Genomic DNA, 20,305 nt, shown 5'->3' with positions numbered 1-20,305 from the left:
TCGGCAGGTGGTTTCCTGCGCCCTATTCCGCAGCGTCGCGCCGCGGCAACACCCAATCGGGGCGCGGGAAATGGCAGGTATAGCCCGCCGGAAAGCGCACCAGATAGTCCTGATGCTCGGCCTCGGCTTCCCAGAAATCGCCCACGGGCTCGACCTCGGTCACCACCTTGCCCGGCCAGAGGCCGGACGCGTTCACATCGGCAATCGTGTCCTCGGCCACCGCCTTTTGCTCTTCGTTCACGTAATAGATCGCCGAGCGATAGCTCATGCCCACGTCATTGCCCTGACGATTCAGCGTGGTCGGGTCGTGGATCTGAAAGAAGAACTCCAGGATCTGCCGATAGCTGATCTTGTCGGGATCGAACCAGATCTCGATGCCTTCTGCATGGGTGCCATGGTTGCGGTAGGTGGCATTGGGCACGTCACCCCCGGTATAGCCTACCCGGGTCTTGCCGACGCCCGGCATCTTGCGGATCAGCTCCTGCATGCCCCAGAAGCATCCGCCTGCCAGCACTGCACGTTCTTCAGCCATTATACGTCCTCCACTTGATCCAGATAGTCACCATAGCCCTCGGCCTCCATCTCGTCACGCGGGATGAACCGCAACGAGGCCGAGTTGATGCAGTATCGCAGCCCGCCCCGGTCCTGCGGCCCGTCGGGAAAGACGTGACCCAGATGGCTGTCGCCATGGGCGCTGCGCACTTCGGTGCGAACCATGCCAAGCGTGTCGTCGCGCAGCTCAGTCACGTGCGCGGGCGCGATCGGCTTGGTAAAACTCGGCCAGCCACAGCCGCTTTCGAACTTGTCGGACGACGCGAACAGAGGCTCACCCGACACGATGTCGACATAGATGCCGCTGGCCTTGTGATCGTTGTATTCGCCGGTAAAGGGCCGCTCGGTGCCGTTCTCCTGCGTCACGCGGTATTGCTCCGGCGTCAGCCGCGCCACCGCGTCTTCGGTCTTCTGGTAGATCATGGATACCCCCGCTTTTGCTTTCTCAAGAGAAATGGCCTGTCCCCGGCGCTTTGCAAGCCCTGAACGCGCAGGCGTGATTGAACGGAAACACATCTGCGGCCGACCCATGATGACGCAAATGGAAAGGACACCCATCATGACCCCGCGCACCGATCCTCCGCTCGCCCGCTCCACCGCTCACCCTGCGCCAGCCACCGATGCCGGCATCAAGGTCCATACACAATTCCTGCCGGCCGATCGCGCCACGCAGATCCTTCTGCAACAGTTTGTCTGAGCCGCGATTCAATCCGCCCTGCCAGCCCGGCGCCGAACGGCATCTACACGGGCGGCGGGCCGCTCATCCTCGCGCCGGAAATTGCGCGACAGAAGCGTTCATGGTACGGTACCGAGCGAACAGAAAAACTCTGAGGGTAGTCATATTTCCCTGTCATCGGTTCTTGTCGTAGAAGACGATCCGGTCATCCGCGTCGGTCTCGAGATCGCGCTGGATGACGCCGGCTGCGAGTCTCTGCAAAGCGTATGCTGCTATCAGGACGCGCTTGCGGCAATCAACGCCGACGCGTTCGATTACTGCATTCTCGACCTGGATCTGGGCAATACCTTTTCCGGTGCATTCCTGAACGAGCCCGAAGGCAAACGCCTGCTGGCCGTGCTGAAATCCCGCGGCGTATCCACGGTGGTCTATAGCGGAATTCTCGGCGAACAGGGTCGCATCCTCGATATCGACCCCTCCGCGATCACCATCGACAAGACCGAGCCCGCCGAGATCGTGATCGAGACCCTGTCACGTATGCCGCGCGGGATGTCCGCCCCGGCCGCGTCCAGGTCAGTGGCGGACACTCCCTAGGAACTGCTCCAGCTGCGCTTCCGTATAGGGCTTTTCGATCACCAGCACCTCGTGCAGGTCAGGCGGCAGGTACTGTCGCCCATGTGCCGTCAGAAACGCAAATTGCACGCCGTCATGATACAGACGCCGCGCCAGACCCGTACTGTTCTTGTCCTTGCCGAGGTTGTAATCAACGAAGGCTGCATCCGGAAGCGACCCGTCGCAGGATTGCATAGCGGGGGCCTCGGCGCTGAAGGGGCCGACAACCTCGTGCCCCATCTGTTCCAGCATCTCCGCCAGATCGACCTGCAAGAGCGGGTCGTCTTCCAAAACCAGAACCTTCATTACCGGTCCTTCCCGGCGCGGTCTCACGCCAAATCTGCGAGGGATATCCTGACATGAATACCCGTGTCGCGATAGTCTATTGTCACTGCCGCGCCTTGCGCTGCAAGGATGCGCGTCAGCAAGGTGGTGCCAAAACCACTCGTCGTCGGTGCCTCAACGCCCGTAAGGCCGGATTCGATCCAGTCTATCTGCAAACCACCCTCGGTCTTCCAGGTGATGTCCAGTCGTCCGTCCTCGCTCGACAAGGCGCCGTATTTGCTGGAATTCGTCGTCAACTCGTGAAATCCCAGCGCCAGCGTCTGCACGAGACCCGGGGGCAACTCCACGTAGGGGCCGCCCAGGTGGATCGCATCGATACGGCTCGCGCGATACGGGTCGATCTCGGTCTCGATCAGTTGCTTCAGCGACATGCCCTGCCACTTGGCATCCGCCAGTTGCCGGTGTGCCGCCGCCATCGCCCGGATACGCGCCTGAAGCGCATCGCGGTACTCCTCTAGGGTTTTCGACGACCGCCCGGTCATCCGCGAGATGGTCGAGACCGTGGCCAGGATATTCTTCACCCGGTGATCGAGTTCGGCCGAGATGACCGCCAGCCTTTGCGCCTCCGCCTTGCGATCGGTGATATCGAGGTTCAGGCCAACCCACGAGGTGATCCGCCCCGAGGCATCGCGGATCGGTCGTCCAAGGGCCAGTGTGTGATAGGTCTTCCCGTCCTTGCCGATGATGTCCAGTTCGCGTTCCCAGGGCGTTCCCGTCCGCAAGGTTTCCCGCCACAATTCCTGAACCTCCTGGCGCATCGCCGGGGCGACACTATCGCTCAGGCCTCCGGCCCTGGCCTCTTCCAGCGTCTTGCCGACCAGGTCCAGAAAGGCCGGGCTTACATAGGTCAGCTTGCCCTCCGCATCGTTGATCCACACACCAAACGGAATCGATTCACCCAACGTGCGATACTGGTCGAATCGCTCCGCAAGGTCGCGCTCCAATCGCTTGCGCTCGGTCACATCAAGCGCGGCGGAATAGAACCCCGTCACCGCACCCGCCGCATCCCGTCGCGGGGCATAGCTGACCAGCACATCGCGACGGTTGTCGCTCGACGCCGGGCCGATCCTCACCTCGAAGTTCTGCACCTCGCCGCGCAGCGCGTTGGCGACGTAGGGCGCAATGGTCTCGTAGGCGTCGGGATTGACCAGATCCGAAACCCGCATCCCTTCGATCTCTTCGGCCGTCCGCCCCCAGAACTCGTAGGCCTTGTTGACGAACTCGTAGCGCTGGTCGGCATCTATCACCGCGAACAGGATCGGAAGGCTGTCAGCCATGTCGCGCAACTGCCGTCGCTCCTCCTCGATGTTGTCCAACGCCCGGCCCCGCGCGATAACCAGCCACAGAACATTCGAGACCGCCTGAAGAAAATTGATGTCGTCGGCGTTGAAGCTGCAGCGGTCAAAGTCGCTTTCATGCACCCCCAGAACGCCCCAGGGCGCGTCATTCGGTCCGATGATCACGCTTGCACCGCAAAGGATGTGGTGGTCTTTCAGCAGCCTTGGCGCGGTAAACCGCTTCTCCTCGCGAAAGTCGCGCACAACCACGGCGCCGCGCTGTTGCAGGGTATACCCCGCCTGACTCTCGACGCCCGAGCCGACGGTGGATTCCCCCACCGTCGCTTCGGTCCAGCCCACACCGGCGCGCAGCGTCAGATATCCGCCGCCGGGGTCAAGTTGAAGCACCTTGGTATACCGCGCGCCCATGTGCTCGGACAACTCGCGCACCGCCATGTCAAACACGTCCTGAAGATCCGCCCCCGAAAGAGCGGCCCGGCCCAGTTCGGCCACCGCCTCCTGCTGCGCCTCACGTCGGCGCGCGGCGGCCCGCGCTTTTTGCAGGTTGGTGACGTCGGTATAGCTAACGACCACGCCCTGGATCGCGTTCTCCGAGGTGCGGTAGGGGCGCAGGCGCCGAATGCGGTGCCTGCCGTCGTCGGTGCTGATCTCCGCTTCCATGTCCGTGAGCTTTTCAAGGCAGGTGCGCGCATCCTCTATCAGGTCCGGGTCCTGCACCCGCATCACGATATCCTCGACCGGGCGACCGACATCGCCGTCGATGATGCGCATCACGTCCTTCATCGCCGGGGTGAACCGCCGGATCAGCAGGTCGGTATCCAGGAAAATCACGCCAATGTCGATCGAGGTCAGCAGGTTGTTGAGGTCGTTGTTGGTCTCCTCCAGTTCCTCGATCTTGTCCTCGAGCTGGTTGTTGACGGTCGACAGTTCCTCATTGAGCGATTGCAGTTCTTCGCGCGACGTCTCCAACTCCTCGTTGGTCGACTGAAGCTCCTCGTTCATGCTCATGACTTCTTCGTTCGACGCCTTGAGCTCTTCGTTCGAGGTCTCCATCTCTTCGATGATCGATTGCAGGTCTTCGCGAGTGGATTGCAGTTCGTATTCCAGCGTTTCCACCGCATCCCGCTCGTCCGGCCCGGCCTCTTTAAGCGCCTTGGCTCGTGCGGCGTCCTCGGCATCCGTGTCACGCACGTCAGAGGCATCTTTGAAACAGACAAGGTAGGTCCGCTCGCCGTCGTCGCCGACGACAGCTTCGGCAAGGATCCGGACACTGATCTGGCCGTCTCCGCGCGGCACGTTCAGCGCCAACGCCTCCGCCTCCTTGCCCCCCGTCCGCAAGGTATTTAGCACCGTGCGCAGCTTGCCGCGCAGTTCGGGCACAACGATATCCGACAGTCGGCTCGTCTGCTCGCCATCCGGAAACTGCAGATAGTCACGCACCGCTCCGTGAAAATAGAGCGCCTCCATGCTGCTGCTGATCACCACGCAGGGCGGCACGAAACGCTCCATAAGCTGGCGCCGTGCGGTCTCGGCCACCGGGGCGAAAGAGCGCGTGCGCGACGGCAGTTTCATTCCGTCTTGCGTCCCGCTCGGCGGAACCGGGAACTTTCCCGGCCGGACCCGGCTGTTGATCGCCTTGCGATAGATCCGGCTGCTTTTCTCGACCGGCGAGAACAACCGCCCGGGCCGCTCCGCATTCTCGGAATTGCCCAAGAGCAGGTGCCCGTTCTCGTTCAGCGCGAAGTGGAACATCTCGATCATCCGCTGCTGTACGTCGGGTTCGAGATAGATCATCACGTTACGGCAACTGATGATGTCCAGTCGCGAAAAGGGTGGGTCCGAAATCACGTTCTGCGTCGCAAAGACCACGGTTTCGCGCAGCCGCTTGCTGACCTGGAACGTCTCGTCCTCCTCGGTGACGAAACTGCGCCGCATCGGCTCGGGTATGTCCGGCAGCGCTGCGACCGGGTATCGCCCGGTCCGGGCCACGTCGATGGCCCGCGAATTGAGATCGGTGGCAAACACCTGGACCGGAAGATCGGCGCGGCGTCTGTCCAGCCGATCAAAGATCGTCATGGCAAGGGTATAGGCCTCTTCCCCGCTGGCGCATCCCGGTACCCAGGCACGTATTCCGTCTTTGGTGTTCTTGCCATCCAGCATCGGCTCTATCACCTTGTCGGCAAGCACCTCCCAGACGTCGGGCTCGCGGAAAAAGCGGGTAACACCGATCAATAGGTCACGGAACAGGCTGTGCACCTCCTCGGGTGTCTCGTTCAGGTGTTCCACATAGTCCGACAGTTCCCGGAACTGGCCCAGCCCCATGCGCCGCTGTATGCGCCGCTCGACCGTGCCGCGCTTGTAGTCGCGAAAGTCATACTCGGTCTGCGACCGCAACAGCCGCAGAACCTCGTTGTACCCGTCAGGCGCTTGCTGCGACAGCGGCGTTTCGGCCTCATTGGGCTCGCGCAGATAGGGATGCTGAAAGAACTGTTTCAGCCGCTCCGGCATCTCCGCTACCGGCAGAACGAAATCCACCAATCCTGTACTGACGGCGCTGCGCGGCATCCCGTCGTGCTCCGCCTCGTTCGGATCCTGTGCCATCACCATGCCGCCGGCCGCCTTGATCTCGCGCAGTCCCAAGGTCCCGTCGCTGCCGGTGCCCGACAGCACGATGCCGATCGCCTTCTCCCCACGCTCCTCTGCCAGCGATCGGAAGAAATAGTCGATCGCCATCCGTATCCCATTTTCCTCGACCGGTGCATCGAGGCTGAGCTTGCGGTCGATCAGGCGAATGAATTTGCCTGGCGGAATGACGTAGACGGTGTCGCGCGCCAGCAGCATGTCATCCTCGGCCTGCACCACGGTCATCGCGGTCTGCCGCGTCAACAGGTCCGCCATCATGCTGGGATGGTTCGGGTCCAGGTGCTGAATAAGGATGAATGCGGCGCCTGTATCGTCCGGCAATGCGTGCAAAAATCGCTTGTAGGCGTCCAGCCCACCGGCCGAGGCACCGATACCGACAATAGGGAAGTCTCCGTGCTCTGCCATGCGATCTCCTGACGCGACAAGCCTAGCGGATAACGGGCGCGCCAACCATCGCGATTTTCTGCCAGAACGGCTCTGGCGCGGTGCGCCCGAGAGCCGGGTCGGATCCGTTACAAGGAGGCCGCGCGCTGATCCGTGGAGGGCAGGACGTCCAGTTCACGCCGCAGCAACGCAACGTTGCGACGGTGGGATTTGAAGAACAGGTCGAAGGCATCGCCCAGTAACGGAATACCGCCCAGAACCGTGTCGATGCCGGTGTTCAGCGCCATTCGTCCCAGAACGCGTTTGCGCGCGCCCATCCGGTGTCCTTCGAGAATCATCCAGGCACCCGGTCCGACAGTGACCAAATCGCCAAGCCCCGGTATCAGCCCGAGGATCGAATCCCAACCCACTGGAACGCCCAGCACCGGAAGCCGGAACTTGGTGTCCAGGGTCCTGGCCATCCGGTCCAGTCGGTCCAACCGAGCCGTCCGGTCGGCTGCAGTCACCGCGGCGCGTCGCGGCCTGCGCCGATACGCATCCGCGCGGGCAGGGCTTTCTGCGGTTGTAGGGGTGCGCCGAGGCGGGCCAGGGCCACCACGACCAAATGCAGCAGAAACATCGGAACGCTCCTTTCACGGGTTACGGCCTGCGATGCCCGCAAGCCTCTCCGGTCAACGTGCGCACTCGGTCAAGGTTCCGCCAAGTCCGGCCAGCAGGACAGTGCCTCCTCCGACAGGGCGGCGCTTCTGCAACCCGTTCACGACAACTATCTGCGTAAATCGTATGTTCAAATCGAGGGGATGGTGGAGCCTAGGGGGATCGAACCCCTGACCTCTTGCATGCCATGCAAGCGCTCTCCCAGCTGAGCTAAGGCCCCGGACAGATGGCCCGTCGCCGGGCCCGTCATTCGCCGCCTTCTAGGTAAAGCGGCAGGCGGGATCAAGTGGAAAATCCCGCCCCGTCACAACTTGGTTCAGCTCTCGTCGTCCTCCGACGCGACGTCGGCGATATCGTCGAGCGAGACGTTGTCATCATCGTCATCGTCTTCCAGAACATCATCGCCCAGGTCGACATCGACGTCGTCATCATCGTCGAGGATTTCCTCGTCGACATCGTTACCCTTCATCTTCTTGGTCTCGGCATCTTCCGCGTCGGCGGTGATGGACCGGCTCTTGCCGGAATGCATCTCGACCACCTCCCCGGTATAGGGGCTGACGATCGGGTCTTTGTTCAGGTCGTAAAACCGTTTGCCGGTCGTCGGGCAGACGCGCTTCACACCCCATTCTTCCTTGGGCATCCTTATCCCCTTCGGTGTCTGTGGACTTGCAGGCGTTCGACGTCCCCTGCCATAAGACGTATCAGGTGTCAAAGGCATAAAGCGCAACGCGGCGCTGCAAGAGGTGAGCGGCATATGGGGCAATATGTTCTGCCCGGCAACCCCCCGGTCGAAGTGACCCTGCGCCGCTCGGCGCGGGCACGGCGGATTTCGCTTAGGGTGTCGGGCGTTGACGGGCGCGTGACGCTGACCATGCCCCCCGGCGTGGCCGAGCGCACGGCACTGAACTTCGCCAATGAAAAGGCCGCGTGGCTGCGCACGCAACTGTCGCGCCAGCCCGACATGACGGAGGTGCGAATCGGATCGGACTTGCCCGTCGAGGGCCGCCTGCGCCATCTCGCGCCCGGCGCGGGCCGCCGCATTCAACTCACCGACGACACCCTCACCGTGCCCGGCCCGCCCGAGACCGCGCCGCGGCGCGTCCAGGCCTGGCTCAAAACCCGCGCCCGCGATCAGTTGGCCGCGGCGTCGGATCACCACGCGCAGGCGGTCGGCCGCGGATATGCCCGTCTGACCCTGCGCGACACGCGTTCGCGATGGGGGTCCTGCACCCACGATGCCGGGCTGATGTATTCCTGGCGGCTGATCCTCGCCCCGCGTGAGGTGCTCGATTATGTCGCCGCGCACGAGGTCGCGCATCTTGTCGAGATGAACCACTCCCGCGCCTTCTGGGATATCGTCGCACGGATCTGCCCCGGCTATGATGCGCCACGCCGCTGGCTACGGGAAAACGGCGCGGAACTGCACCGCTATCGCTTCGACTGACGCAACGGGATTGACCGCGCGGCAAACTGTGATCACAAATATGCCATGAACTTTCCGCCGCGTTCCGAAGCCGGGATTGCCCCGGCCACCGGCGCCGCCCCCACCGGGTCGGCCCATGACCGCGTCTATCGCGGGTTGCGCAGCCGCATCATGCATGGCGAGCTTCGCCCCGGCCAGGCCCTGACACTGCGTGGCGTCGGCGCGGAATACAACGTCTCCATGACCCCCGCCCGCGAGGCCGTGCGCCGTCTCTCCGCCGAGGGCGCCCTGACGGTCAGCAGTTCTGGCCGCCTCGCCGCGCCCGAGCTTGGCAACGAACGGATAGAGGAACTGGCGGCCCTGCGCGCCCTGATCGAGGTCGAGCTGGCCAGCCGCGCCCTGCCCCGCGCCCACATGGCGCTGATCGACAGGCTGCAATCCATCAACGCCCGGATCACCGACCATATCGCCCATCAGGATGCGGTCGGTTACATCCGCTCGAACCTCGAGTTCCACCGCACGCTCTACCTGCGCGCCCAGGCGCCCGCGATGCTGGCGATGGCCGAGACCGTCTGGCTGCAACTCGGCCCGACGATGCGGGCGCTTTACGGCAAGCTTCAGCAGAAAGAGCCGCCGCGTTATCATCGCCTGATCATCTCGGCGCTCAAGGCCGGGGATGAACCGGGCCTGCGCCTCGCCGTGCGCTCTGACGTCACGCAAGGGCTGAAGATGCTGCTGGCCTGACGCCGCCTCTGGATGCACGCTCCAGCCGGCCTATCTCCGGCCCATGACCGCAAAAATCCGCAACACGCAAGAGATCTACGACGATGCCGCCGCCAAGTGGTGGTCGGACGAACTGCGCTGGGTCCGCACGCTGAAAAACCTCGTGCCGGCCCGCCTCAACTACTTCGACCGGCACATCGACTGGGCGGGAAAACACGTGCTCGACCTCGGCTGCGCAGGCGGCTTCATGGCCGAGGCCATGGCGCAGCGCGGCGCGCAGGTCACCGGAATCGACCCGGCGAAAGAGGCGATCGCCGTGGCCCGCAGCCATGCCGCGCAAACCGGCCTTGCCATCCGCTACGACACCGGCACCGGCGAGGCGCTTCCCTATGGCGAGGCGAGGTTCGATGCCGTGGTATGCGTCGACGTACTTGAGCATGTCTCAGACCTGCAACAGGTCCTGCATGAGGTCGCCCGCGTGCTGAAACCCGGCGGGCTGTTCCTTTACGACACGATCAACCGCAACTTCGTCTCGCGGCTGGCCACCATTACCCTGGCCGAGGACATACTAGGGCTGCTGCCCAAGGGCACTCACGATCCCGAATTGTTCATCAAGCCCAATGAATTGACGAACAGACTGCAAGGGGCCGGCCTCACTCCCGGCAGGATGACTGGCCTCGGCCCCACCGGCCTGAGCCGCCGCCTCGATTTCACCTTCGGCGTGCTGCCGTTCAAGCAGGTGATCTATATCGGCACCGCGCAGAAACCGAAGGCCATGACATGAATATACTCGCCCTGCTTCTCACCGCGCTTCTCTTCGGCGGCATGACGCTCTATTCCTTCGGCTTCGCCGCCTTCGTGCTGCGCGCCCTGCCCGAAGAGACGGCCCGCCCCCTGATCCGCCGCGCTTTTCCGCATTTCTACCTGTTCGTGCTGGGCACGGCGTCCCTCGCGGCGGTCTGCGCCGCCTTCACCGACCTGTTGTCCACGGTGATCCTCGTCGTGATCGCGCTTACCACGCTCTATGCGCGCCAGTCGCTCATGCCACGCATCAACGCAGCGACCGATGCCGGCCACTCCAAGCGTTTCAAGCTTCTTCACTTCTTCTCGGTGTTGATCACGTTGGCCCACATCGCCAGCGCGGCGTGGGCCATCATACGCCTGGGCGTCGCGCTCTAGGCCGCCAGCCCGGTCGATCCCATCTTCAGGAACTTCTCGCGCCGGTCGCGCACCAGCTCCTCGCGCGACAGGTCCTTCAGACCGTCCAGCATTGCCCGGATCGCATCGCCCACCGACGCCATCGCGCCTGTCGGATCACGATGCGCGCCGCCTTTGGGCTCGTCGATCACCCAGTCGATCACGCCCAGCTTTATCAGGTCCTGCGCCGTCAGGCGTAGCGCCTCGGCGGCCTCGCGCATCTTCTCGGAATCCTTCCACAGGATGCTGGCACAGCCCTCGGGGCTGATGACCGAATAAACCGAATGCTCCAGCATTGCCACGCGGTTGGCCGAGGCGAACGCCACAGCACCCCCCGATCCGCCCTCGCCGATAATCACGCTCACCAGCGGCACACCGGCCTTCAGGCACATCTCGGTCGAGCGGGCAATCGCCTCGCTCTGGCCGCGCTCCTCGGCGCCCTTGCCGGGATATGCGCCGGGTGTGTCCACCAGCGTAATCACCGGCAGGTTGAACCGGTCTGCCATGTCCATCAGCCGGATCGCCTTGCGATACCCCTCTGGCCTCGCCATGCCGAAATTCCGCTCGATCCGGGACTTGGTATCGTTGCCCTTCTCGTGGCCGATCACCACCACCGGCGTGTCGCCGAACCGCGCCAGCCCGCCCATCACCGCGTGGTCGTCGGCAAAGTTCCGGTCGCCCGCCAGCGGCGTGTATTCGGTGAACAGCGCCTCGATGTAATCCTTGCAATGGGGCCGGTTCGGATGCCGCGCCACCTGGCATTTCCGCCACGGCGTCAGGTCCTTGTAAAGGTCGGTCAGCATCGCCGCCGCCTTGCGGTCCAGCGCCCCGGCCTCTTCCTCGACATCCATGCCCTCGGTGGTGCGCGCCATCGCGCGCAGCTCTTCCGCCTTGCCTTCGATTTCCGCCAGGGACTTCTCAAAGTCGAGGTAGTTGGTCATGCCGATGCTCCTGTTTGGCGAACGGGATATATGGAAATGGCGGGGGGGTTCAACAGACTTCGCACGTGAGGGCTTGCTTGAATCCCAAATTTGGGATTAATTCTCAATTATGGAATCGACCCTTTCCCCCACGCCTCCACTGGCCCAGCATCTCCGCGACCTGCGCCAGTCGCGCAACCTCACGCTCGCGGACCTGGCCGAGGCCAGCACCGTCAGCCGCGCCAGCCTCTCGCGCATCGAGAATGGCGAGGTCAGCCCCACGGCCGACACGCTTGCCAAGCTCTCCACCGCCCTGCGCCTGCCGATCTCTCAGCTGATCTCGCCACTGGAAAGCCGGTTCAAGGCCTTCGTGCCCCGCACCGCCCAGCCGGTTTATCACGACGCCAGCCATGGCTTTCGCCGCCGCAACGTCTCGCCCCCCAGCGCCGATCTGCAAATGGAGCTGGTCGAGGCCACCCTCGAACCGGACGCACATATCTCTTACGACCATCCCAGCGTTCCGGGTCACGAACATCATTTCGTGCTGCTGGAAGGTGCGTTGCAAATCACTGTCGACGGTCAGACCCACAGCCTGTCCCCAGGCGATTGCCTGCGCTACCGCCTGTACGGCGTGTCTGATTTCCGCGCCGGGCCAGACGGCGCCCGCTACCTTCTGGCGCTCGCATGACCGCGCCCCTGATCGCCGCGCTGACCGGCCCCGCGTTGGACCGGAACCTCGACAACCTTGCCCGCCTGCTGATCGACACCGTGGCCGATGGCGCCGCCGTGGGCTTCCTGCATACGCTTGACCCCGAAACGGCCCGTGCCTTCTGGCAAACCGACGTCTTTCCCGAAGTGACCGCCAACCGGCGCAACCTGTTTGCCGCCCACCTGGACAACACGCTTGCCGGCACCGTCCAGCTTGTCACCGCCATGCCCCGGAACCAGCCGCACCGGGCCGAGATCGCTAAGATGATGGTACATCCCACCGCCCGCCGCCGCGGCCTTGGTCGCATGGTGTTGCACGCGGCGCTGGACCACGCCCGCAGCTTGGGAAAAACCAACGTCACGCTCGACACCCGCAGCGGCGACGCCTCGCAGTCGCTCTATGCCTCCATGGGCTTCGAAGTGGCAGGCGTCATCCCTGATTTCGCCCTCGACCCGGACGGGCGCACGCTCCATTCCACGACCTACATGTACAAACGGCTTTAACCGCGCGTCACGTCCAGCACTGCCCTCAACGCAAGCTCCGGCGAATTCAATACCGGCACTCCCAGGTCTTCCAGCCGCGCCGTCGCGCCCGCCATCGATGCCTGCGCCAGCACCACGGCCGCCACGTCGCCCTGCGCGTCCACGGCCTGACGCACCTCGCGGGCGATCACGGCATCAAAGGCCTCCACCTGGCCCGCCTCGAACAGCGGCCAGTATTGCGGCAACGGCAGGGGGTACACTTTCTGCGGCGTGCCCTCTTCCGCCAGTGCCCGCTCCAGCAACGCAAGGCTGGGCGCAAAGGTGCTTTCAAGGCAAAACGCCATCACAACTGGCCCCTGCGCCTGCGCCGCCGCCCGCATCATCGGCCAGTCGACGCGCATCGCCCCCGCCTTTTCGGCCAGTGGCCCCAGCGTTGTGCACGTGCACAGCACCGGCCCGGCGGCCCGCGCCACCACACCCGCGATCTCGTCCTCCAGCGCCGCGCCGCGCCCCTCCTGCGCTCGCTTCAGCCATCGCGGCCGCACCACATGGTTCAGCGTCAGGTCCGGTGCAATCCGGTCGCGGATGCGGTCGAACCGCTCCCGGTGCGCCTCGGCGGTATGAAGTAAGGTGATCGTCATGGCCGCCGTCATCGCAGCAACGCCGCGATCGCGCAAGTCCACGCCTATCCCGCGCCCTGCTGGCGCAGCACCAGGACCAGCGTCGCCACCAGCAATGCCGCCATCACCCGGTTGAATATCCGCAAACGCTTTGGGCTGGTCAGAAAGCGGCGCATCTGCTGACCCAGCACGGTCCAGCTTGTGGTGCTGACGACCGAGACCACCACGTATACCCCGGCCACCCACAGGACAGCGCCAAGGTCCCGGCTGGTCGCGTAAAGCGTGATCGCCGAGAGCGCCATGCTCCACGCCTTGGGGTTCACCCACTGGAACGCCGCCGATTGCAGAAAGGTCAGCGGTTTGCCTTCGACCTTCGCCTCCTTCGGCGGCGCGGCATTGGCGATCTTCCACGCCAGGTACAGCAGATACACGACGCTCAGCGCCATCAGGATCATGTAGGCCGGCGGCCAGAGGTCGAACACCTGCATCACCCCCAGCCCCACCAGGACTATCATGCAGGGAAACCCCAAGGTGATCCCCAGCATGTGCGGCACTGTCCGGCGAAACCCGAAATTGGCGCCCGAGGCCATCAGCATCAGGTTATTCGGCCCCGGCGTGATCACCGTGGCAAGGGCGAACCCGGTGAGAAGGAAAAGCAGTTCGAGTGTCATGGACGCAACCATATGGCGGAAACTGCGCAGTGAAATTGCGTTTGTTTGCGTCCGAAGTGAAATTGTGCAATTCATGCGCGTCATGGACAAGATTAACGACAAGATATTGCAAGAACTTCAGCGCGACGGTCGCATCAGCAATCTCGACCTAGCAGAACGCGTCGGACTGTCGCCCTCGGCCTGTCTGCGCCGTGTGCAGGATCTTGAGCGCCGCGGCATCATCACCGGGTTCCGCGCCGTTCTGGACCGTTCCAAGCTGGGCGTCGGTTTCGTCGCCTACGCCACGATCGGCCTCAACGCCCACACCAAGGCCAGCCAGGTCGCCTTCGAGCGCGCCATGGCCATCGCCCCCGAAGTGGTGGAGTGTCACAACATCACCGGCTCGGTCGAATACCTGCTGCGGATCGAGGTGGCCGACCTGCCCGCCTACAAGTCCTTTCATACCGACGTCATCGGGACCCTGCCGCAGGTCAACGCCATCACCTCCTTCGTGGTGATGGGCTCGCCCAAGGACATGCGGGCGTGAAACGAAAAACGCCCGGCGCATCGGCCGGGCGTCTCTGTCATGGCGCTGGCGTCAGACGCGCCCTTTCCAGGGCACCAGCCATTTCTCCAGGATACGGATGCCCACGTCGATCAGGAACCCGATGATCCCGATCAGGATGATCCCGACGATGACGATATCCGTCAGCTGGAACTTCGACGCGACCATGATCATCATCCCAAGTCCCCGTTCGGCAGCCACCAGTTCGGCGGCCACGACCGTGCCCCAGCAGACCCCCATCGCCACGCGGGCACCGGTGAAGATCTCCGGCAGGCTGTTGGGAATGATCACCTTGGTCAGCACCTGCATCTTGCTGGCACCCAGCGAGTAGGCCGCGTGGACCTTGGAAATCGCCACGCCGGACACACCGGCCCGTGCCGCGATCGCCATGATCCAGAGCGCCGCCAGGAACAGCAGGATCACCTTGGACTGCTCTCCGATACCGAACCAGATGATCATCAGCGGGATCAGCGCCAGCGGCGGCACCGGCCGCATGAATTCGACGATCGGGTCGAACCAGCCGCGCGCCCAGTTGGTCAGGCCCATGGCATAGCCCAGCGGAATCCCCACCAGCGCGCCGAAGAAGAAGCCCAGCAAGACCCGTTGCAGCGAAATCCACGTATGCTGCCAAAGGGTATAGTTGCGGTACCCTTCCTCGTTCAGCTCGAAGAATCGCTCCACCGTCACCTCGGGGGCGGGCAGGTACAACCGCTGCATCCGGTTGCCGGTCGAGGGCGAGAAGGTCGGCGTGCCCTTGTCGGTCAGCCCCACCGTGCCCTCTGGCAGCCGTATCATCTCACCGGCCTGCACCTCGGTCCCGTTGAGCGCGGTGATGACCGCATCCTCGGACCGGCCCAGCTCGTCATTGCCCAGAACGTTGATCACCTTGTAGCCGTAGCGCGGCACCACGACGCTGTCGTTCTTGGCAAACCCCTCGCCCGGCTCCACCTCGGGCGCCGCCGGGATACGCCCCGGGTTGCCCTCGGCGTCCACGGTCTGGCTGATATCCTCGCGGTAGACCAGCACGGTCACCTCGGCTTCATCCGCCCGCCCGTCCGGCAGGGTGGAGGTATAGGTGAACGTCACCTCCCCCAGATAGGGCGACGAGGCCTGCGGCAGCGGCAGGCTCGAGTTGGTAAAGGCCACCCACAGCAGGAAGATCGTGATCACCGACAATACGCTGGCCGCCCGGTTCGGGCGCACGGCGCTTTCGTCACCGAAGGTCACGGTCTTCAGCGCGGTATAGTCGATCCGTGCAAAGAACGCCCGATACAGCGCCGAGACCGCGAGATAGGCAATGAAAAACGCGCCCACATAGAGCGCGAGAACGATGAACCCGGTCATGCGCTTTCCTCCACCCGGCCCATGATCTCTTCTTCCATGTTCCAGATCATCTCGAGGATTTCCTCACGCCGCTCACTGAACTCGGGGTGCTTCTTCACCTCGCGCAGGTCCTTGCCCACGCCGAGGTCGGCAAAGGGCAGGCGGTATTCCTTGTGGATACGCCCCGGCCGCGGCGCCATCACCAGAAGGCGCTCGCCCAAGAGAAGCGCCTCTTCCACCGAGTGGGTAATCAGGATGATCGTCTTGCCCGTCTCCTTCCAGAGCTTCAGCACCAGCCCCTGCATCTTTTCGCGGGTCAGCGCGTCGAGCGCCCCCAAGGGTTCGTCCATCAGGATCACGTCGGGATCGTTGGCCAGGCAGCGGGCAAGCGCCACGCGCTGCTGCATCCCGCCGGACAATTCGTAAATCGCCTTTTCCTTGAAGTCCTTCAGGCCCACTACGTCCAACAGGTGATTGACGGTCGGTGTGTAGGTTTTCTTGCTTTCGCCCTTCATCCGGGGGCCGAAACTGACGTTGTCGCGCACGCTCATCCATTCGAACAGCGCGCCTTGCTGGAAAACCATGCCGCGTTCGGCGTTCGGCCCCGTGACCTTGTGGTCGTTCAGCGTGATCTTGCCCTCGGTCGGCGCAAGAAATCCCGCGACGATATTCAAAAGCGTGGTTTTGCCACAGCCGGACGGCCCCAGCACGCTCAACAATTCACCGCTCTGCAACTCTAGCGAGACGTCCTTGAGCGCCTGCACATGACCACCATTCGGCAAATCGAAGCGCATGGAAATATTGTCGATCTTTAATGTCGACATGCCTGCCCCCTTCCGTTTTCGGATTTTTGGTGTGGTGCGGACCCGCGGACCGGCGCGCGGCCCGCGGGTGTCTTGCGCAAAGCGTTATTGCGCGGCCGCTTCCAGCGGGCCGGTGTTCACGTTCGTCTCGTAAGAGGCTTTCGCCGCGTCGATCGAGCCGGACTCCACGAAAACGTCCGCGACGCCCTTCATGAACTCCTGCGCGCCGCCGCCCAGCCATTTCTCTGTCAGTTGCTCGTCCACCGGAGGAAAGACGAAGGTCTCGATGGTGGCCATCGTGTCTTCCTCCGACATGCCCGCGTCCTCGGCGATCACCGGCAGCATCTTCTCGTGGTTGGCCTCGTCCGCCCACATGGCGTTGGCCTCCGCCGTCACCTTGAGGAAGTTCGACACCACGTCCGGGTTTTCGGCGATGAACGACGCCGGGCCCGAGGTCACGTCGAACACCAGGATGCCCAGTTCCTCCTTCTCGGCGCCGGTCAACAGCACGTTGCCGCTTTCCTTCATGCGGCGCAGCGCACCGCCCCAGCCGCACGCCATGTCGACGGCGCCCTGCGCCAGCGCGGCCTGCCCTTCGGCGGGGGCCATATCGACCACCGTCAGGCTGTCCAGCGACACGCCGAAATGGTCCATCTGCTTCAGGAACCCGTAATGCGCCGCGGTGCCCAGCGGCACGGCGACCTTCTTGCCGGCCAGTTCGTCCGCGCTGTCCTTGTCGATTTCAAGCGCCGCCGACACGACGCAGTTGTCGTTGTCCGAATAGGACACGGCCACGTCGACGATCTGCAGGTCCTGGCCCGCGCTGGTGGCCACCACGAAGGGCGGCACGCCCTGGCTCACCACCAGCTGCACATCACCCGACGCCATCGCCGCGCTCATCGCGGTGCCGGTGTCGAAGCTGACCCAGTTCACGGTCATGCCCAGCGCCTCGTCATACATGCCTTCGGCCTTGGCGTACTGGAACGGCATCGGCCATTCGAGGAAATAGCCGACCGTGATTTCCTGCGCCGAAGCGGAGGCACCGGCCATAAGCGCCGCGCCGGTGGTGGCCGCCATGAGTTTTGACTTGAGTGTCATTTTTCTTTGTCTCCCTGGAGTGTCATTTCTTATTTGCGCCATCTTTGCGGGGCGTGCAGCATGGTGCCGCAACGCTGCCCCCGATGGCAGATGCGGCCTCATCCGAGCCGAATTTACGATTCCGATCAATGATTTTGTCTGGCTGACAGGGCTTCTTCCACCTTTCTGAACCGAAGTTTCGGAAAAACCGTCTCAGAAATCAGCAGAATAGCCACAATTTAACCCTACTGCTGGGCATCGGCGGCATTCCCTGGACTTAATTATTGAACCAGCCTGGCCCTATCGACAGACGCGGTTTCGAGGCTGATTATACGGCAATCGCACCGATGTGCACTCATCCGCCCCCGGCCACTGTGCCGGGCCTGACCCGATGGAGTTTCCGATGGATGGCAACCTGCTGAATGATATCGACAAAGTCGTGGACGCCGACCGCGCCCATGTCTGGCACCACCTGATTCAACATCAGCCGTTCCAGACCGGTGCCCCCAAGATCATCGTCGAGGGCAAGGGCATGCGCGTCTGGGACCAGTACGGCAAGGAACATATCGACGCCGTCTCCGGCGGGGTCTGGACCGTCAACGTGGGCTATGGCCGCGAGCGCATCGCCAACGCCATTCGCGACCAGCTGATCAAGCTGCCCTATTTCGCGGGCTCCGCGGGCTCGATCCCCGGCGCGATGTTTTCGGAAAAGCTGATTTCCAAGATGCCGGGCATGAGCCGGGTTTATTTCACCAATTCCGGCTCCGAGGCGAACGAGAAAGCCTTCAAGATGGTCCGCCAGATCGCGCACAAGCGCTATGGCGGCAAGAAATACAAGATTCTCTACCGCGAGCGCGACTATCACGGCTCGACCATCGGCACCATGTCGGCGGGCGGCCAGGACGAGCGCAACGCGCAATACGGCCCCTTCGCACCCGGTTTCGTGCGCGTGCCGCACTGCCTTGAATACCGCGCCCAATGGGACCTGACGGGCGAGGATTACGGCATCGCCGCGGCCAACGCGATCGAGGAAGTCATTCTCGCCGAAGGCCCCGACACGGTCGGCGCCCTTTGCCTTGAGCCGGTCACCGCCGGCGGCGGCGTCATCACCCCGCCTGAAGGCTACTGGCCCCGCGTGCAGGAGATCTGCCGCAAGTACGACATCCTGCTGCATATCGACGAGGTCGTCTGCGGCGTGGGCCGCACCGGCACCCAATGGTTCGGCTACCAGCATTACGGGATCGAGCCCGATTTCGTGACCATGGCCAAGGGCGTCGCCTCCGGCTATGCCGCCATCGCCTGCTGCGTGACCAACGAAAAGGTCTTCGACATGTTCAAGGACGACGTCGAGGACCCCCTCAACTACTTCCGCGACATCTCGACCTTCGGCGGCTGCACCGCCGGCCCCGCCGCGGCGCTGGAAAACGTCGCCATCATCGAGGAAGAAGGCCTGCTCGAGAACACCACGAAGATGGGCGACTACATGACGGACCAGCTGAACGCGCTGGCCGATAGGCACGCCGTCATCGGGCAGGTCCGCGGCAAGGGTCTCTTCCTCGGGGCCGAGCTAGTCTCGGACCGCACCAGCAAGGAGCCTGTGCCCGAGAAACAGGCGCAGGCCGTCGTCGCCGACTGCATGGCACAAGGCACGATCATCGGCGTGACCAACCGCTCGATCCCGGGCTTCAACAACACGCTCTGCTTCTCCCCCGCGCTCATTTCGACCAAGGACGACATCGACCAGATCGTCGCCTCGGTGGACGAGGCCCTGGGCCGCGTCTTCGGCTGAAGCCACCGCCCGAAACGCAAGTGCCCCGCCGGTCCATCCGGCGGGGCCACTCAATTCAACGCCGGATTATTCGACGAATAATCTTTGCCGGCGTCAGACCGCGTTGGGCAGGATCACGATCTCCACCCGGCGGTTCTGCGCCTTGCCGTCCTCGGTCAGGTTCGACGCCACCGGCACGTCCTCGCCCCGGCCGAACGCATCGATCCGGCTGAACGCCACGCCGCCGTTCATCAGCACGTCCGCCACGGCATTGGCTCGCCGCTCGGACAGGGCTTGGTTATGCTCGGCCCCGCCGGAATTGTCCGTATGGCCCACGATCTGCACGCGGCTGTCGGGGTAATTCTGCAGGTTCTGTGCCACCGCAGCCAGATCGCTGCGCAGCCCCGGCCGCACCGTCGCGCTGTCCACGTCGAAAAGGATGTCCTGCGGCAACGTCACGATCAGACGGTCGCCGGTGTTCTGGATATCGACGTTGTTATTGCCGATGTTGTTGCGCAGCTCTGCTTCCTGCCGGTCCAGCATGTTGCCCGCGACAGCGCCGCCCGCCGCGCCGACCGCACCGCCGATCAGCGCGCCCTTGACCTTCTTGTCGGCCACCAGCGCTCCCGCGCCCGCTCCGATCAGCCCGCCCAGCAACGCGCCCTGCTTGGCCTTCTGGTTCCGGTCGACGGCGGTGTCGTCCAGGTAAGACGGGCTGGTGCAGGCGGTGGCGCCCATCAGCGAAAGGCCCGCAAAAAGAGTGACGGTTTTGTGTGAAATGCTCATCCTGATGCCTCATGTTTCAAATGCCCGTTTGCCGGGTCTGAAGATGATTCTAAGCAATTTGTGTCCAAGGCCCAAGCGATTTCTGCGGGGAA

The 20,305-nt window shown here is 63.6% G+C and carries 23 protein-coding genes and 1 tRNA gene; 10 read left to right on the top strand and 14 right to left on the bottom strand.

All coding sequences use genetic code 11. The features are described from left to right. Positions 1 to 22: 22 nt before the first annotated feature. Positions 23 to 532, bottom strand: coding sequence for a peptide-methionine (S)-S-oxide reductase MsrA (gene msrA, locus RBB31_RS01390; protein ID WP_152473310.1), 510 nt, complete (start codon positions 530 to 532; stop codon positions 23 to 25). Beyond that, positions 532 to 975, bottom strand: a complete 444-nt coding sequence (gene msrB / locus RBB31_RS01385) for a peptide-methionine (R)-S-oxide reductase MsrB (RefSeq protein ID WP_306127468.1) — start codon at positions 973 to 975, stop codon at positions 532 to 534. Before msrB ends, msrA begins: the two co-directional genes overlap by 1 nt. 136 nt (positions 976 to 1,111) lie before the next feature. On the opposite strand from msrB, the gene RBB31_RS01380 reads away from it, so the two are divergent. Both RBB31_RS01380 and RBB31_RS01375 read left to right on the top strand, forming a co-directional pair. Further along, on the top strand, positions 1,112 to 1,249 hold the full coding sequence (locus RBB31_RS01380; RefSeq protein WP_306127467.1) for a hypothetical protein: 138 nt from the start codon (positions 1,112 to 1,114) through the stop codon (positions 1,247 to 1,249). Positions 1,250 to 1,330: 81 nt separating this feature from the next. Next, complete coding sequence (locus RBB31_RS01375; protein ID WP_306127466.1) at positions 1,331 to 1,822, top strand: response regulator; 492 nt, start codon at positions 1,331 to 1,333, stop codon at positions 1,820 to 1,822. Here RBB31_RS01375 and RBB31_RS01370 read toward each other — a convergent pair. The 5 genes from RBB31_RS01370 to RBB31_RS01350 form a co-directional block, all read right to left on the bottom strand. Next, positions 1,802 to 2,146, bottom strand: coding sequence for a hypothetical protein (locus RBB31_RS01370; RefSeq protein ID WP_306127465.1), 345 nt, complete (start codon positions 2,144 to 2,146; stop codon positions 1,802 to 1,804). The genes RBB31_RS01375 and RBB31_RS01370 overlap by 21 nt on opposite strands. A gap of 23 nt (positions 2,147 to 2,169) precedes the next feature. Next, positions 2,170 to 6,531 (bottom strand): chemotaxis protein CheB, encoded by a 4,362-nt coding sequence (locus tag RBB31_RS01365; protein WP_306127464.1) that lies wholly within the window; start codon positions 6,529 to 6,531, stop codon positions 2,170 to 2,172. Between the two features lie 107 nt (positions 6,532 to 6,638). Then, complete coding sequence (locus RBB31_RS01360; protein ID WP_306127463.1) at positions 6,639 to 7,016, bottom strand: DUF4112 domain-containing protein; 378 nt, start codon at positions 7,014 to 7,016, stop codon at positions 6,639 to 6,641. Positions 7,017 to 7,311: 295 nt separating this feature from the next. Continuing rightward, a tRNA-Ala gene (locus RBB31_RS01355) sits at positions 7,312 to 7,387 on the bottom strand. A 96-nt stretch (positions 7,388 to 7,483) separates the two neighbouring features. Continuing rightward, positions 7,484 to 7,807, bottom strand: a complete 324-nt coding sequence (locus tag RBB31_RS01350) for a TIGR02300 family protein (RefSeq protein WP_306127462.1) — start codon at positions 7,805 to 7,807, stop codon at positions 7,484 to 7,486. Positions 7,808 to 7,921: 114 nt separating this feature from the next. Between RBB31_RS01350 and RBB31_RS01345 the strand changes: the two genes are divergently transcribed. The 4 genes from RBB31_RS01345 to RBB31_RS01330 are packed head-to-tail and all read left to right on the top strand — an operon-like array spanning position 7,922 to position 10,492. Beyond that, on the top strand, positions 7,922 to 8,611 hold the full coding sequence (locus tag RBB31_RS01345; protein WP_306127461.1) for a M48 family metallopeptidase: 690 nt from the start codon (positions 7,922 to 7,924) through the stop codon (positions 8,609 to 8,611). Positions 8,612 to 8,656: 45 nt separating this feature from the next. Then, positions 8,657 to 9,334, top strand: a complete 678-nt coding sequence (locus RBB31_RS01340; RefSeq protein ID WP_306127460.1) for a GntR family transcriptional regulator — start codon at positions 8,657 to 8,659, stop codon at positions 9,332 to 9,334. A gap of 43 nt (positions 9,335 to 9,377) precedes the next feature. After that, entirely contained in the window at positions 9,378 to 10,097 is a 720-nt protein-coding gene (gene ubiG, locus RBB31_RS01335) for a bifunctional 2-polyprenyl-6-hydroxyphenol methylase/3-demethylubiquinol 3-O-methyltransferase UbiG (protein ID WP_306127459.1), read from the top strand. Further along, entirely contained in the window at positions 10,094 to 10,492 is a 399-nt protein-coding gene (locus tag RBB31_RS01330) for a DUF4149 domain-containing protein (protein ID WP_306127458.1), read from the top strand. Before ubiG ends, RBB31_RS01330 begins: the two co-directional genes overlap by 4 nt. On the opposite strand, the gene RBB31_RS01325 is transcribed toward RBB31_RS01330, so the two are convergent. Then, the gene (locus RBB31_RS01325) at positions 10,489 to 11,451 is read right to left on the bottom strand and encodes an acetyl-CoA carboxylase carboxyltransferase subunit alpha (RefSeq protein WP_306127457.1); all 963 of its coding nucleotides are present in this window, start codon (positions 11,449 to 11,451) and stop codon (positions 10,489 to 10,491) included. The genes RBB31_RS01330 and RBB31_RS01325 overlap by 4 nt on opposite strands. Before the next feature lie 109 nt (positions 11,452 to 11,560). On the opposite strand from RBB31_RS01325, the gene RBB31_RS01320 reads away from it, so the two are divergent. Continuing rightward, positions 11,561 to 12,118: a helix-turn-helix domain-containing protein gene (locus RBB31_RS01320; RefSeq protein ID WP_306127456.1), complete on the top strand. Its 558-nt coding sequence runs from the start codon at positions 11,561 to 11,563 to the stop codon at positions 12,116 to 12,118. Then, positions 12,115 to 12,642 carry a GNAT family N-acetyltransferase gene (locus RBB31_RS01315; RefSeq protein ID WP_306127455.1) on the top strand — a complete coding sequence of 176 codons (528 nt, stop codon included), beginning with the start codon at positions 12,115 to 12,117 and terminating at the stop codon, positions 12,640 to 12,642. The genes RBB31_RS01320 and RBB31_RS01315 overlap by 4 nt, the downstream gene beginning before the upstream one ends. Here the strand turns inward: RBB31_RS01315 and RBB31_RS01310 are convergent. Both RBB31_RS01310 and RBB31_RS01305 read right to left on the bottom strand, forming a co-directional pair. Next, the gene (locus RBB31_RS01310; RefSeq protein ID WP_306127454.1) at positions 12,639 to 13,262 is read right to left on the bottom strand and encodes a hypothetical protein; all 624 of its coding nucleotides are present in this window, start codon (positions 13,260 to 13,262) and stop codon (positions 12,639 to 12,641) included. The genes RBB31_RS01315 and RBB31_RS01310 overlap by 4 nt on opposite strands. Positions 13,263 to 13,306: 44 nt before the next feature. After that, a complete protein-coding gene (locus RBB31_RS01305) occupies positions 13,307 to 13,912 on the bottom strand; it encodes a LysE family translocator (protein WP_306127453.1) in 606 nt (201 codons plus the stop codon). 73 nt (positions 13,913 to 13,985) lie between these two features. Here RBB31_RS01305 and RBB31_RS01300 point away from each other — a divergent pair, with 73 nt between their 5' ends. Continuing rightward, the gene (locus RBB31_RS01300) at positions 13,986 to 14,438 is read left to right on the top strand and encodes an Lrp/AsnC family transcriptional regulator (RefSeq protein WP_306127452.1); all 453 of its coding nucleotides are present in this window, start codon (positions 13,986 to 13,988) and stop codon (positions 14,436 to 14,438) included. A gap of 51 nt (positions 14,439 to 14,489) precedes the next feature. Here RBB31_RS01300 and RBB31_RS01295 read toward each other — a convergent pair whose 3' ends face one another. The 3 genes from RBB31_RS01295 to RBB31_RS01285 all read right to left on the bottom strand — a co-directional run bounded on the left by RBB31_RS01295 (position 14,490) and on the right by RBB31_RS01285 (position 17,680). Next, the gene (locus tag RBB31_RS01295; RefSeq protein ID WP_306127451.1) at positions 14,490 to 15,800 is read right to left on the bottom strand and encodes an ABC transporter permease; all 1,311 of its coding nucleotides are present in this window, start codon (positions 15,798 to 15,800) and stop codon (positions 14,490 to 14,492) included. Further along, entirely contained in the window at positions 15,797 to 16,603 is an 807-nt protein-coding gene (locus RBB31_RS01290) for a taurine ABC transporter ATP-binding protein (protein ID WP_306127450.1), read from the bottom strand. Before RBB31_RS01290 ends, RBB31_RS01295 begins: the two co-directional genes overlap by 4 nt. An 84-nt stretch (positions 16,604 to 16,687) precedes the next feature. Beyond that, on the bottom strand, positions 16,688 to 17,680 hold the full coding sequence (locus tag RBB31_RS01285; RefSeq protein ID WP_306127449.1) for an ABC transporter substrate-binding protein: 993 nt from the start codon (positions 17,678 to 17,680) through the stop codon (positions 16,688 to 16,690). 382 nt (positions 17,681 to 18,062) lie between these two features. Here RBB31_RS01285 and RBB31_RS01280 point away from each other — a divergent pair, with 382 nt between their 5' ends. Beyond that, complete coding sequence (locus RBB31_RS01280) at positions 18,063 to 19,448, top strand: aspartate aminotransferase family protein (protein WP_306127448.1); 1,386 nt, start codon at positions 18,063 to 18,065, stop codon at positions 19,446 to 19,448. A 93-nt stretch (positions 19,449 to 19,541) separates the two neighbouring features. Here RBB31_RS01280 and RBB31_RS01275 read toward each other — a convergent pair whose 3' ends face one another. Continuing rightward, positions 19,542 to 20,213 carry an OmpA family protein gene (locus RBB31_RS01275; protein WP_306127447.1) on the bottom strand — a complete coding sequence of 224 codons (672 nt, stop codon included), beginning with the start codon at positions 20,211 to 20,213 and terminating at the stop codon, positions 19,542 to 19,544. Positions 20,214 to 20,305: the final 92 nt, after the last annotated feature.

Origin of the sequence: Roseovarius sp. MMSF_3350, from assembly GCF_030733425.1 — a bacterium.
GTDB lineage: Bacteria > Pseudomonadota > Alphaproteobacteria > Rhodobacterales > Rhodobacteraceae > Roseovarius.
This window is presented reverse-complemented; position numbering and strand designations above follow the sequence as displayed.

Coding starts and splice junctions, on each gene's coding strand:
- RBB31_RS01320 (WP_306127456.1), top strand. CDS start 11,561: ATGGAATCGACCCTTTCCCCCACGCCTCCACTGGCCCAGCATCTCCGC.
- RBB31_RS01315 (WP_306127455.1), top strand. CDS start 12,115: ATGACCGCGCCCCTGATCGCCGCGCTGACCGGCCCCGCGTTGGACCGG.
- RBB31_RS01325 (WP_306127457.1), bottom strand. CDS start 11,451: ATGACCAACTACCTCGACTTTGAGAAGTCCCTGGCGGAAATCGAAGGC.
- RBB31_RS01380 (WP_306127467.1), top strand. CDS start 1,112: ATGACCCCGCGCACCGATCCTCCGCTCGCCCGCTCCACCGCTCACCCT.
- RBB31_RS01350 (WP_306127462.1), bottom strand. CDS start 7,807: ATGCCCAAGGAAGAATGGGGTGTGAAGCGCGTCTGCCCGACGACCGGC.
- RBB31_RS01305 (WP_306127453.1), bottom strand. CDS start 13,912: ATGACACTCGAACTGCTTTTCCTTCTCACCGGGTTCGCCCTTGCCACG.
- RBB31_RS01290 (WP_306127450.1), bottom strand. CDS start 16,603: ATGTCGACATTAAAGATCGACAATATTTCCATGCGCTTCGATTTGCCG.
- RBB31_RS01285 (WP_306127449.1), bottom strand. CDS start 17,680: ATGACACTCAAGTCAAAACTCATGGCGGCCACCACCGGCGCGGCGCTT.
- RBB31_RS01340 (WP_306127460.1), top strand. CDS start 8,657: ATGAACTTTCCGCCGCGTTCCGAAGCCGGGATTGCCCCGGCCACCGGC.
- RBB31_RS01280 (WP_306127448.1), top strand. CDS start 18,063: ATGGATGGCAACCTGCTGAATGATATCGACAAAGTCGTGGACGCCGAC.
- RBB31_RS01295 (WP_306127451.1), bottom strand. CDS start 15,800: ATGACCGGGTTCATCGTTCTCGCGCTCTATGTGGGCGCGTTTTTCATT.
- RBB31_RS01330 (WP_306127458.1), top strand. CDS start 10,094: ATGAATATACTCGCCCTGCTTCTCACCGCGCTTCTCTTCGGCGGCATG.
- RBB31_RS01345 (WP_306127461.1), top strand. CDS start 7,922: ATGGGGCAATATGTTCTGCCCGGCAACCCCCCGGTCGAAGTGACCCTG.
- ubiG (WP_306127459.1), top strand. CDS start 9,378: ATGACCGCAAAAATCCGCAACACGCAAGAGATCTACGACGATGCCGCC.
- RBB31_RS01300 (WP_306127452.1), top strand. CDS start 13,986: ATGCGCGTCATGGACAAGATTAACGACAAGATATTGCAAGAACTTCAG.
- RBB31_RS01365 (WP_306127464.1), bottom strand. CDS start 6,531: ATGGCAGAGCACGGAGACTTCCCTATTGTCGGTATCGGTGCCTCGGCC.
- RBB31_RS01310 (WP_306127454.1), bottom strand. CDS start 13,262: ATGACGATCACCTTACTTCATACCGCCGAGGCGCACCGGGAGCGGTTC.
- msrA (WP_152473310.1), bottom strand. CDS start 532: ATGGCTGAAGAACGTGCAGTGCTGGCAGGCGGATGCTTCTGGGGCATG.
- RBB31_RS01370 (WP_306127465.1), bottom strand. CDS start 2,146: ATGAAGGTTCTGGTTTTGGAAGACGACCCGCTCTTGCAGGTCGATCTG.
- msrB (WP_306127468.1), bottom strand. CDS start 975: ATGATCTACCAGAAGACCGAAGACGCGGTGGCGCGGCTGACGCCGGAG.
- RBB31_RS01275 (WP_306127447.1), bottom strand. CDS start 20,213: ATGAGCATTTCACACAAAACCGTCACTCTTTTTGCGGGCCTTTCGCTG.